The following is a 12,332-nucleotide window of genomic DNA, read 5'->3' on the forward strand; positions in this document are numbered from 1 at the left end:
CACACCGACGAGGTCCTCGCGGCGCTCGGCGGCCCGCCCGCCTCCTTGTGCGCCGAGGTCCCCACCACTTAGCCAACCACACCATCACCACAGGAGACCCGATGAACGCCAGCCCGACGACAGCGACCCCTGGATCGAGAGGCGGCCGCACAGTCGTCGGCATCGGCTTCGCCGCGATCGTCTTCGACGGTTACGACCTCATCGTCTACGGCTCGGCCGTCCCCGCCCTGCTCGAGCACCCCGAGTGGGACCTCACCCCGCAGCAGGTCGGCGTCATCGGCAGCTACGCCCTGCTCGGCATGTTCCTCGGCGCCATCGCAGCGGGCAGCCTTGCCGACCGCTTCGGACGCCGGAAACTGTTTATCGGCTGCGTGGTCCTGTTCTCGCTCATGATGCTCGTCGTCGCCGCCGCACCCAACCCCGGCCTGCTCGGTCTCGGACGGTTCCTGGCCGGTCTCGGCTTCGGTGGACTTGCACCGACAGCGATCGCGCTCGTCGTGGAGTCGGTCGAACCCCGCCGTCGCAACCTGCTCAACGCCCTGATGCTGTGCGGCTTCCCCGTCGGTGGCGTACTCGCCGGGTTCCTGGGCGCAATCCTGCTGGAACCGCTGGGCTTCCGCGTGCTCTTCGCCCTCGGCGGCCTCGCGTTGGTGACCCTCGTTCCGCTGGCGATCTGGCGACTCCCCGAGTCGCCGGGCTTCGAGCCGCGCCGCGCCGCCGCAGCGGCGACACCAGGCAAGGAACGTTTGCGCGGGGCCCGCGCGATGCTCGCCATCACCCTGTTCGCGCTCGCCAACGTCTGCGGCTTCCTGCTCGTCTACGGTCTCAACACATGGCTGCCGCAACTCATGCGCCAGGGCGGCTACGCGCTCGGACCGGCCATCGCGTTCCTCGTCGTGTTCAACCTGGGTGGCATCGCCGGCGCGCTCGCGGGCTCAGCGCTCGCTGACCGCCACGGCGGTCGCCCGGTGGCCGGAGCGGCCTTCGTCCTCGGTGCGCTCGCGATCGGAGCGCTGACGATCCCCCTGCCGCCGATCATCCTCTACTTCATCATCGCCGTGGCCGGAGCCGCCTCCGTCGGCACGCAGATCGTCGTGTTCGGCTACGTCGCCACCTACTTCCATGACCGCACGCGAGCCACGGCCCTCGGCCTCAGCACCGGGATCGGGCGCCTCGGCGCGGTCGCCGGACCCATCATCGGCGGCTATCTCGTCGGGTCCGGCCTGGGGCTCGGTTGGAACTTCGGGTTCTTCGCCGCCATCGCCCTGCTCGGCGCGCTCGCCGCGTTCGCCGTGCCCGCGCGCGAACGGCGCAACGTCGTCGACCAGGCCGAGTCCGGGGACGGCGTCGAGCCGCCGCCGGCGATGGAGATGGGGAGGAGCTGATCAGGACATCGAGAGTGGCGGGCCGTCGCCGGAGGCCACGGGTGGCTCGGGTCTCACTTCTACCCCGAACGCCCCGCCCCGCCCCGGCGCGGTCGGCTCGGCCCGGCGCGGTCGGACCGGACCTGTGATCCCAGAGCTCGTCGGAGGCGGCGAAGACGACGAGCCGTCCCTCGCTGACTCGCTCGACAGCGAGATCACGCGATCTCTTCGAGGCGACGGAACCGGCTGGCATGGAACACCAGCGGAGTACGCCCAGGCCACGCCGCCACCGCGTGGAGACGCAGGAGCACGATGCGGTGGTCGCCGGCCGCAATCTCGGTCTGTGCTGTGCGCTCCAGCCAGGCCGCTGCCCCGTGCACGAGCATGCTGCCGTCCTCGGTGCGTGTCCAGTTGAGGTCTCCGAACCCCTCGCTGTCCTTCGACGCCAGACGCTGTGCCGCCCGATCCTGGTCCGTTGCGAGCACGCTGACGCCGACTCGGGGGAGGGCCCGCAGCTTCGGCCAAGTGGTGGATGTGTTCTGCATGCACACCGACACCAGCGGCGGACTTAAGGAAACCGAAGTGACTGAGCTCGCTGACATGCCCGCCGGCTTCGCCTCAGAGTCCGCGGCGCAGATCGCGGTCACGCCACTGGGTAAGCACCCATAGGCCCGATGGAGCCGCGTCGGGTCACTGCTCACCGGCTCGAGCTCTAGCATCCTGCTTCTCCTCGTCGAGGACCGCCCGGAGCGGAACTCGAGGTCGCATCGATGAGCGGAGGATCGAAGCTCGGCTCTCGCGTCGAACACGTCCTCATGCGCTTGGTCGGGAGACACAGCATCGGTCGAGCGGCCACTCGGCGCCGTGTGTGTGTCGCGAATGCGATCATCGGCAGCGGCTCCATGGAGCAAGTCGCTCGCCTGCACCCCGGCGGCGCGGAGCTGGACGATCCCAAGGTGACTGTGCGCCAACGTCTCGGGCGACGTCACCTCGTCTGGCTGAACCATAGAGCTCGTCGTCGCATCCGTCGAGATTGTTGACGGGCCTGTCGCATGGCGGTAACGTCGGTCACGCACGGCGCCGGTTAGTGGGGGGCCTGTCCTCGATCGGGACGACCCTCGCGCCAAGTTCTCGGCCCTTGATTGGGGCTGGCTGGTGGGTCCGGTTCACCGATGCTTCGCTCCGATATGTCACGTCCTCGTGAGGGCGTCGTGGACGCTGCGTGATTTCGCCGGGCTCCTCCTCTCTTGGTATCGACTCGGGAGCGTGGCGTGTCCGCTATGGAATCGACTGAAGAGGTCGACCAGGTTGTCGACGTGTTGGCGGTGGGGGCTGGGCCTGGAGGCCTGGTGGCCGCGATGGTCGCCCATGCCCACGGCCTAGAGCCGCTGGTGATCGAGAAGACCTCGTTCGTCGGCGGGACGTCGACGAAGTCGTTCGGCGCGCTCTGGTTCGCCGACAATCCGCGCCAACGCGCTGAGGGCCACCAGGACGCGCTGGACAGCGCGCTGGAGTACTTGCAGGCAGTCGTCGATCCTGGTCCGTCCGCGAACTCACGTCGCCACAGGGCGTACCTGGAGGCGGGTCCACAGATGTTGAGGTTCCTCGAGGAGCGTGGTCTGCGGTTCTTCATCGACCATTATCCGGACTATTACCCGGAGGCGCCCGGCGGCAAAATGGATGGGCGGATGTTGAATTCGCCGTTGTTCGACGCCCGACGGCTCGGCCCGGCGCAGGACCTTGTCGATCCTCCCGCCCCCCTCCCGATGGGCGTCGTCGTCGAATCACTCGCCGACATGAAGAAGATGGCGCTGGCCGGGACGTCGGCCACGATGGCCCGTGCGGCGGTCGCCGTGGTGGCTCGCTCGTACTGGATGAAGCTGCGCGGCGTGAAACCCCGGACCCTCGGCGCGGCCTACGTGTCGCAGCTGCTGTACGCCGCACGTGGGCTCGGCGTCCCTGTCGCGCTCCGGACGGCGATGACCGAGCTCCTGGTCGAGGACGGCCGGGTGGTCGGCGCCGTCGTCCGCAGTGGCGGGGTGACCCGTCGGATACGAGCGAGGCGGGGGGTGCTGCTCGACACCGGCGGGTTCGCCCGTGACCTCGACCTCCGGGAGAGATTCGGACCGCACCCTGCGTCGACGGCCTGGACGCTGACTGCGGCAGGGGACACCGGCGACGGTTACCGGGCCGCGCTCGCGCTCGGCGCGGCGAGCGACAACCTGGACGAGGCCTACTGGCTTCCGCTGCTGGTCGGGGCGGACGGCAAGCCGCAGATGTTCCTGGCCGAACGGCACCTGCCGCACAGCATCATCGTCGACTCCTCCGGCAGGAGGTTCGGCAACGAGGCGTCGAACTACATGGAGTTCGGACGGTCGATGTACGAGCGGCAGCGCACGGTCCCGGCGGTGCCCGCCTGGTTGATTGTCGATGCGCAGCACCGGCGCAGCTACTCGTTGGGAGCGGCGCTTCCCATGGCGGAACCGCGCAAGTGGCTGCGCAGCGGCCACCTGAAGAAGGCCTCATCGTTGCGCGAGCTCGCCGACGAGTGCGGCATCGACTCGGCAGGGCTGGAGGCCCAGGTCAAGAGCTTCAACGAGGCAGCCCGGAGCGGCGAGGACGACGAGTTCCACCGCGGCCGGTCGGCCTACGACCGGGTTTACGGTGACCCGCGGATACGTCCCAACCCGTGTCTCGGGCCGGTGGAGAAGGGCCCGTTCTACGCCGCCAAGGTCATCCCTGGAGACCTGGGGATGGCAGGCGGCGTCCGCACCGACGAGAACGGGGCAGTGATCTCGGAGGACGGCCGCGCTGTTCCCGGCCTGTACGCGTGCGGAACTGTCGCCGCGAGCGCGATGGGCCGAGTCTACGCAGGCGGTGGCATTTCCCTGGGCCAGTCGTCAGTGTTCGGGTTCTTGGCAGCCGAGCACATGGCGTCGCAATCCACCACCGTACCGCGGGCTTCCTGACGCCGTTCCAGCACATCGCCGACCGTGCCCGATCAGTTGTGGCGCCCGCCGCGTCGACCCACGTAACCGTAGGAGCTGAAACGATGACCTCAACGCTTCAGGGCACCGACGCCTTGCTCGCCAAGGCGCGGGACCTCCGCTCGGTCCTTGCCGAACGTGCCGCCGGCGCGGAACGTGACCGCCGACTCCCGCAGGAGACGATCGACGCGCTGTACGAGGAGGGCTTCTTCGAGCTCCTGGTCCCGCGCCGCTGGGGCGGGATGGGGGAGGGGATCAAGAGTCAGGTCAAGGTGGCCGCCGAGGTCGCCAAGGGCTGCCCCTCCAGCGGCTGGGTACTGACGATCATCGGTTTCATCACCGGCATCGCGGGGGCGTACCTCCCGGAGGCGGGCGCGAACCTCGTGTACGGGTCCGGGCGACGGCCGCTCGTCTGCGGCGTCAACGGTTTCACCGGGAGCGCGAAGCAGACGCCGAACGGTCAGTACGTCGTCTCGGGTCGATGGGGGTTCGCGAGCGGCAGTCTGCACTCCGACTGGTTCATGGGCGGGGTCATGATCCTGGACGAGGATGACAACCCCGTCGACTTCGGGTGGGCCTTCATCCCATTCTCGGACCTCTCGATCAAGGACACCTGGAACGTCGCGGGCATGCGCGCGACCGGGAGCAACACTGTCATCGGGGAGAAGCTGACGGTTCGCCCCGAGCTCATGTTGCGGATCGGTGACCGGCAGGCACAGGAGATCGCCCCGGGCCCCGACAGTGAGGTCCTGGACCGGATGCCCTTCGCGCCACTGTTCAGCATCGGGTTGATGGGTCCGTGCCTGGGCGCCGTCGAGGCTGCATACGACGTCGTCAGCAAGAACATGCCCAAGCGGGGTGTGTCGTACTTCGAGTTCGACAAGCAGACGGACTCGGGGACGCTCCTGTCCCAGCTCGGCCGGGCCCGGATGCAGATCGACACTGCGTGGCTGCATGTGATGCGCGCGGCAGACACCCTCGAGCAGGGCACCCTCGAGGCCCAGCTGCCCCCGGAGGTCCGGATTCGTTGCCGCGCCGACGCCTCGGAGGCGGCGATCGCCATGCGGACCGCCATGGACATCCTCCTTGACATCAGCGGTGCCTCGTCTTTCGCGGAGTCCAACCCGCTCCAGCGGCTGTGGCGGGATCTGAGCGTCGGGAGCAGGCACGCCTGGATCGGCTCCTCGCTGATGTTCGAGGCATTCGCCAGAGCTGATCTCGGCGTCGAGCCCAACGTCACCATGTACGTCTGACGAGACCGACGTTGGCGGGGCGCGGGAGTCGTCGCACGACCGCAGCCTCTCCTCGGGTTGGCCGGTTGGTCACTGAGTGCGGTGCCCCCGCCCCGGACTCGAGATGTCCGGCCGGGACGTACCCGGTTCGTCCTTCTACCCTCACACAAGGAGCAAGTCGTGGTGCGGATGCAGTTGGCCGAGGACCTGGTCGGTGTCGTAGGGATCGTCCCGACGCCGGCGACGTCGGATGCTAGACGGTGGGACGCCGATGACACGGTAGATGTGGCAACGACTACCGAGATGATCCGCGGCGTCTCCCACAGCGTGGACGCCCTGATCACGCTGGGGACGTTCGGTGAAGGGGCGACGGTCACCGAGCAGGAGGCGGTGACGTTCACGGAGACGGTCGCCGCCGAGTGCAGCGGACGGGCTCCGATCTTCGTCGGCGCGACCACGATGCACACGCGGGAGACGATCAGTCGGGCTCGCAGGCTGTTGGACGCCGGCGCCACCGGGCTGTTCCTTGGGCGGCCGATGTGGTGCCAGCTGGACGCTGACAGCACCGTCCGCTTCTATTCGGAAGTTGCAGAGGCGCTGCCGGAGACCCCGGTCATCCTCTATGACAATCCGTCCGCCTTCAAGGGCAAGATCACCCCGGAGGTGTATGCGCGCCTCGCTGAGATCCCGACGCTCATCGGCGCCAAGTACCCACCACTTGGCCCGCAATACGCTGACGACGTCGCCGCCTGCGGAGACGAGCTCCGGCTACTCCCCATGGACGCCGACTGGCTCGACGCAAACCGCTTGGCGGGCGGCCGGGCGCCTGCGTGCTGGACCCCGAGCACGGCCTGCGGCACCGCACCGTTGGAGCGGCTGCGGAAAGCGATCTCGTCAGCCGATTGGGACGACGCCGAGGAAATCACGAACGGCATCAGGCACACGTACGAGACCCTGATGCCCGGCGGGGACTTCTCGCAGTTCTCGCTCTACAACATCCCGCTGGACAAGGCGCGGATCGCGGCAGCAGGGGTCGTCGATCCCGGCCCCGCGCGTCCGCCCTACCAGAGCGCCCCGCAGGACTACCTCGATGGAGCCATAGAGGCCGGGCGGCGGTGGGCCGACTTGAGTCGCGCCCAGCAGGCCACCGTCACGGTGTAGGCGAGCCGCCGCGGCCATGTGCGCCCGTCGGCGGTGTACCACCGGACCCCGTTTCCCTCTTCCGTCATGCCGACCGTCTCCCGTCCGGGCGTGCCGGTCACGAGCCGCCACCTCTGAGAGAGGACCCACCTGTGTCGACCGTTGACAGCGATGCGGTGTCGACCGCTCGGACGAGCACCGGGCCGGGGACCGCTCGCACCGTGACCGCCGCCGCTGCCGGCACCGCGATGGAAATGTACGACTTCGTGCTGTACGGCACTGCGGCGTCGCTCGTATTCGGCACGTTGTTCTTCCCCGACGCCGATCCGGTGGTCGGTACGCTCGCGGCATTGGCTACCTTCGGTGTTGGCTTCCTGGCCCGCCCGCTCGGCGGCGTGATCTTCGGAAGCCTCGGGGACCGCATCGGACGCAAGAGCGTCCTCATCACGACGATGATCGGCATGGGGGTCGTCTCCACCCTCATCGGGCTGCTGCCGACCTACGAAACGATTGGTGTCGCGGCGCCGATCCTGCTCGTCGTCCTCCGGCTGCTCCAGGGCGTCGCTATGGGGGGCGAGCAGGGAGGAGCCTTTGTGATGGCGGCTGAAGCCGATGGAGCCCGCTCTGCACGGCGCGGCTTCTTCGGCGCGTGGCCCGGGGTCGGGATGGCGGCAGGTCTCGTGCTCGCGACTCTGGCCTTCGGGGCGGTCGCCGGTCTCGACCGGGCGACCTTCCTCGATTGGGGTTGGCGGGTCCCCTTCCTGCTCAGCCTGCTGCTCGTCGGAGTCGGCCTCGCGGTGCGGCTGAGCGTGCCGGAGTCAAGCGTATTCGAGGCAGCCCGGACGCAGAACCGGACGGTGCGAGCTCCGATGCTCGAGGTGCTCCGCCAACACTGGAGGCAGATCCTGCTCATCCTCGGGATGAAGTCGGGAGAAACGGCGGCCTTCTTCTTCATCGCGACCTTCTCGGTCGCCTACGGCAGCACCTTCCTCGGCCTCCCCAACTCGACGCTGCTGGCCGCTGTCCTCCTCGGGGCGGTCGCGGAGATGATCACGCTGCCGCTCTGGGGCGCGCTCTCCGACCGTATCGGACGGCGGCCGGTCATGGTCATCGGTGCCGTGTTCCTGACGGCCTTCGCCGCGCCCTTTTTCCTGCTGATGAACACGAAGTCGACCGGGTTGATCCAGCTGGCACTGATCCTGGCTTTCGGTCTCGGACACGCGCCGATCAGCGCTCCGGTCGGTGCCTTTTTCGCTGAGCTGTTCACCACACAGGTTCGTCTCAGTGGCGTCTCTCTGGGGGTCCAGCTCACCTCCGCGCTCGCCGGCGGCTTCACTCCGCTGATCGCGACCGCCCTGCTCGCGGCGGTCGGGCACTTCTGGCCCATTGCACTCTACATTGCGGCCCTCGCGCTGGTTTCACTGTTCTGCACGCTCTCCGCTCGCGAGACGCGGTCGCAGGAGCTCCCGACCGGATAGACGCCCGATCCGAGCGTGATTGCAGCCATCTCGATGGCTCCTCACCCCGTTGTCTTGGAGGACACCCATGACCGAGCCGCAGAGCGCCAAGCTGAGCGAGGAAGGCCTCCAGGAATTCCTCCAGCAGCTCCGTCGCGTGCACGAGCGCGACGACCAGGACGTCACCGAGCCGCACCTCGTGACGCACTCCGAGGATGCCTGCTGGCTAAGAGGTAGCACCGACAATCCTTCGCACATCGGCTTGATCCGACACCTGCCGATGAAGACGGTCGAGTTTTTCCTCCAGATGATACCGGGCGGGACGGCGACGGACCTGCAGCGGCACGTGCACGAGTCGGTCCACTACGTGACCGAAGGCACCGGGTGGTCGGAGATCGGCGACCAGGTCGTCGAGTGGAAGAAGGGCGATTTCGTCTTCACGCCGCCGTGGATCTGGCATCGCCACTACGCGCACGACCGAGACGTGCACATGGTCATCATCGAGAACTCTCGACTCCTCGACGCCATGGACGCCGATCTCCGGGAGAGCCGTGGCAGCGTCAGTTTCGCTGACGAGTTCGGGAAGAAATCGGACATTTGAGACCGTCCCCGAGTGAGCCCCTTCGGTGTCGAGGCTCACTGACGAGGAACCCGCTGCTACATGCCTCGTCGTAGGGGAACACCACAGGACCAGGCGACGGGAAGGTATTCCAATGGGGATTCAGAAGCTCTCGCATGTCGAGGTCGGAATCAACGAGGCAGAGGCTGGGCTCCAGTTCCATCGCGAGACACTTGGTCTGGTCGAGCTGGATCGAGTCGGCGAATCCATCTACCTCGGATGCGGGATCGACAACAACGCTGATGTCATCCTCACCACCGGAGGCACCGGGGTGAAGCGCATCGCGTTCGACGTGACCTCGGACGAGGACCTCGACCGCTATGATGGTCGGTTGCGCGACGCCGGGATCGAGACGCAGCTGCGGTCCGACCCCGACCCCGGAGTCGGCAAGGCGCTTCACTTCGCCGCGCCGAGCGGGCACGTCATCGAGTTGGTGACTCTCAAGGAGAGCGTGGAGTATCTGTCAGTTGCGCGGCCGGCCCATCCTCGCGGGACCGGGATCGCGCCGCTCGATGTCGACCATGTGACCGTGATGCTCGAGAACGGCCGGGAGTTCACCAACTTCTTCACGCAGCTGCTGGACTTCCGAGCGTCGGATGTCATCCAAACACCTGATGGGGGCTACTTCGGGGGCTGGCTGCATACCAGCGACTACCAGCACGACATGGCGTTCCTCACTGGAGGGGGGTACACGTTGCACCACCTCGCGTGGACGCTCGACAACATCGAGCACATGAAACGCAGCGCTGATCTTCTCGGCCACGTGGGGCTGCCGGTGGAAGTCGGCCCCGGCCGACACGTGATCGGGTCGAACCTCTTCACCTACTTCAAGACACCGGGCGGCAACCGTTACGAGTTGTCCGCCGAGATGGGGCGGGCGGCCAACAGAGCCGCGGGCCCGAATTACTGGGACATCGGCGACTTCGCTCAGGTTTTCAGCGCATGGGGGCAGCTTCCCCCGCCAGGTTTCGAACTGGGCTCGTAGCCCTAATGCAGTCTAGTGGGTCGAACGAGCGAGGAGGAGTATAGAATGTCTGTCACACTGCCCGGCCCGTCGCCCCTCGAAGAGTTGGCGAGTCGGTACTTCCAGGCGGAATACGGGCTGTTCATCGACGGCGAATGGGTCGGCGGGGATTCGGGCGAGACCATACCGATCCTCAGCCCCGCGACCGGCGAAGAGATCTCGCGAATCGCCGCCGGCAACGAGAACGACGCCGCCCGAGCGGTCGACGCCGCGTACCGGGCATTCCCGACGTGGGCCGCCACCTCACCTTACGAGCGCCAAGCGATCCTGTTCGAGATGGGCCGAAGGCTCAAGGCGCGGGCCAACGACTATGCCATGATGGAGACTCTAGACAACGGCAAGACGCTCGCCGAGTCCCACATGGCCGATGTGCCGATGGCGTCGGGGATGTTCGACGTCTACGCCGGGGCCGTCTCCGACCTGCACGGCGACACCGTCGATCTGCCCGGCGCGACGATGATCACCCACCGCGAACCTATCGGTGTCTGCGCCCAGATCATTCCGTGGAACATCCCGCTCATCAGCATGTCCTTCAAGCTCGGACCCGCGCTGGCGGCGGGCAACACCGTCGTGCTCAAGCCGGCCGAGAGCGTCTGCCTGTCGGTGCTGGAGTTCATCAAGGAGTGCTCGGACATCCTCCCGCCGGGCGTGGTGAACATCCTCACCGGTTACGGCCCAGCCGTTGGCGAGGCGTTGGTGACCAATCCGAAGGTCCGCAAGGTCGCCTTCACAGGGTCCCGCCCCACCGCCCGAACGATCATGGGGTACGCCCAGAAGAACATCATTCCGCAGACCCTCGAGCTGGGCGGCAAGTCCGCGATGATCATCTGTGATGACGCCGACCTCGACCAGGCCGTCGAAGGCGCGGTGATGTCGACGACGCTGATGAAGGGCGAAATCTGCCTGGCGGGTAGCCGCTGTTTCGTGCAGGAAGGAGTCTACGAGGAATTCGTTTCCCGCTTCGCCGACACCATCCGCAAAGTCCGTCACGGCGACCCTACCCAGCCCACCACCCAGCTCGGACCGCAGGCATCACAGCTCCAGCTCGACCGTGTGCTGCGTTACCTGGAGCTAGGCGAGGAAGAGGGGGCCACTGCGCTCACTGGCGGCCAGCGCGCAACGGTACCTGGCTTCGACGGCGGGTATTTCGTGGAGCCGACGATCTTCACTGACGTCACCCGCGACATGACGATCGCGCAGGAGGAGATTTTCGGCCCAGTCACGTGCGTCTTCCCCTGGAAGAGCGAGGAGCAGGTGCTGGAGATGGCAAACGACTCGATCTACGGCCTTGGCGGCGGGATCTTCTCGACCGACCTCGCGCGGACCCACCGGCTCGCGCGTGGCCTCCAGACTGGCACCGTGTGGGTCAACCGTTACTACAACTTCGTGCAGGGGCAAGCATTCGGCGGCTACAAGCAGAGCGGCTTTGGGCGCGAGGGCAGCGCCGAAACGATCGGCCACTACACCCTGACCAAGGGCGTCGTCATCAATCTCCAAGACGGTCCCATCGGGCTGTACGGCTGACCAAGGCATCAGCGGCTATACGGGTGCCCGCCGCTCTCTCGGCGAGCCACCGGCTGACGCCCGAGGGTCGTGCAATCGGAGCAAGCCGACAACAACATGAGGTGCAGAATGTCAATTTCCACCGAGCTCAACCTGGAGACAGCCCGTGAGCGGGTAGTGCAGATGACCGCCGCGCTCGACAACGGCGACGTCGACACCTACCTGGAACCGTTCGCCGCCGACGCTCGCTTCCGGTTCGCGAACCAGGACCCTGTGCACGGCCGGGAGAACATCCGACAAGCCGTCGTCAGCGCCCTGAACGCGCTCGGAACCACCACACACACCATCGTCGAGGTCTGGCATCAGCCGAACATCATCATCGCTGAGTTCTCCATCGGCTTCCACGCCGGCACTGACCGGCAGGTGGAGCTGCCGTGCGTGACGGTCATCCGCCTGCGCGGCGACGCCATCGTGGACTACCGGATCACGATGGACGTCGACCCTGTGTTCGCCGAACCCACATGGGAGGACTCCCAGTGACCGCCGCGGAGCCGCTGACGACACTGCGAGAGCGACGACAAGCAATCGTCGACGAGCACCTCGACGCCGAGAACGTCGGGGATCTGGAACGGACCCTCGCGACCTTCCACCACCGACCCCGATACATCATGCTCGGCCAGGAACTCGACGGCCACGACGCCGTCAAGGCGGGCCTCACCGCCCTACTCTCCGCGTTCCCCGACTTCTACTACCACGTCACCGAGACCCATCACGCCGACAGTGCAGTGATCCTCTACGGCTACTTCACCGCGCAGCACCGGGGGAGCTACTCGGGCATCGAGCCGACCGGCCGCAATGTCGACGTACCAGGGGTCGCGATCTTCCACTTCGATGAGGACCGACTCCTTGACGAAACCGTCGTCTTCGACAACGATCAACTCCTACGGCAGATCGGCGGCCGCGAGTAGGTCTTGGGCGACACCACCGGCCACGCGATGAGCGCGAA

At 67.0% G+C, this 12,332-nt stretch carries 11 protein-coding genes; 10 read left to right on the forward strand and 1 reads right to left on the reverse strand.

Annotated features, from left to right (window positions below; all coding sequences use genetic code 11):
• Positions 1 to 101: 101 nt before the first annotated feature.
• The gene (locus AC2A1K_RS29230; protein ID WP_483899863.1) at positions 102 to 1,385 is read left to right on the forward strand and encodes an MFS transporter; all 1,284 of its coding nucleotides are present in this window, start codon (positions 102 to 104) and stop codon (positions 1,383 to 1,385) included.
• 194 nt (positions 1,386 to 1,579) lie between these two features.
• Here AC2A1K_RS29230 and AC2A1K_RS29235 read toward each other — a convergent pair whose 3' ends face one another.
• Complete coding sequence (locus AC2A1K_RS29235) at positions 1,580 to 2,371, reverse strand: flavin reductase family protein (RefSeq protein ID WP_483899864.1); 792 nt, start codon at positions 2,369 to 2,371, stop codon at positions 1,580 to 1,582.
• A gap of 273 nt (positions 2,372 to 2,644) precedes the next feature.
• Here AC2A1K_RS29235 and AC2A1K_RS29240 point away from each other — a divergent pair, with 273 nt between their 5' ends.
• The 9 genes from AC2A1K_RS29240 (at position 2,645) to AC2A1K_RS29280 (ending at position 12,294) form a co-directional block, all read left to right on the forward strand.
• The gene (locus AC2A1K_RS29240; RefSeq protein WP_483899865.1) at positions 2,645 to 4,333 is read left to right on the forward strand and encodes an FAD-binding protein; all 1,689 of its coding nucleotides are present in this window, start codon (positions 2,645 to 2,647) and stop codon (positions 4,331 to 4,333) included.
• Positions 4,334 to 4,416: 83 nt separating this feature from the next.
• On the forward strand, positions 4,417 to 5,604 hold the full coding sequence (locus AC2A1K_RS29245) for an acyl-CoA dehydrogenase family protein (protein WP_483899866.1): 1,188 nt from the start codon (positions 4,417 to 4,419) through the stop codon (positions 5,602 to 5,604).
• A gap of 168 nt (positions 5,605 to 5,772) precedes the next feature.
• Positions 5,773 to 6,744: a dihydrodipicolinate synthase family protein gene (locus AC2A1K_RS29250; protein ID WP_483899890.1), complete on the forward strand. Its 972-nt coding sequence runs from the start codon at positions 5,773 to 5,775 to the stop codon at positions 6,742 to 6,744.
• Positions 6,745 to 6,875: 131 nt separating this feature from the next.
• On the forward strand, positions 6,876 to 8,201 hold the full coding sequence (locus tag AC2A1K_RS29255; protein WP_483899867.1) for an MFS transporter: 1,326 nt from the start codon (positions 6,876 to 6,878) through the stop codon (positions 8,199 to 8,201).
• A 67-nt stretch (positions 8,202 to 8,268) separates the two neighbouring features.
• Positions 8,269 to 8,781, forward strand: coding sequence for a cupin domain-containing protein (locus AC2A1K_RS29260; RefSeq protein WP_483899868.1), 513 nt, complete (start codon positions 8,269 to 8,271; stop codon positions 8,779 to 8,781).
• Between the two features lie 112 nt (positions 8,782 to 8,893).
• On the forward strand, positions 8,894 to 9,784 hold the full coding sequence (locus tag AC2A1K_RS29265) for a VOC family protein (protein WP_483899869.1): 891 nt from the start codon (positions 8,894 to 8,896) through the stop codon (positions 9,782 to 9,784).
• A 45-nt stretch (positions 9,785 to 9,829) separates the two neighbouring features.
• Positions 9,830 to 11,347, forward strand: a complete 1,518-nt coding sequence (locus tag AC2A1K_RS29270) for an aldehyde dehydrogenase family protein (RefSeq protein ID WP_483899870.1) — start codon at positions 9,830 to 9,832, stop codon at positions 11,345 to 11,347.
• A gap of 162 nt (positions 11,348 to 11,509) precedes the next feature.
• The gene (locus tag AC2A1K_RS29275; RefSeq protein ID WP_483899871.1) at positions 11,510 to 11,866 is read left to right on the forward strand and encodes a nuclear transport factor 2 family protein; all 357 of its coding nucleotides are present in this window, start codon (positions 11,510 to 11,512) and stop codon (positions 11,864 to 11,866) included.
• Complete coding sequence (locus tag AC2A1K_RS29280) at positions 11,863 to 12,294, forward strand: ester cyclase (RefSeq protein WP_483899872.1); 432 nt, start codon at positions 11,863 to 11,865, stop codon at positions 12,292 to 12,294. The genes AC2A1K_RS29275 and AC2A1K_RS29280 overlap by 4 nt, the downstream gene beginning before the upstream one ends.
• Positions 12,295 to 12,332: the final 38 nt, after the last annotated feature.

Source organism: Actinomycetospora sp. 2LY8.5, from assembly GCF_057180585.1.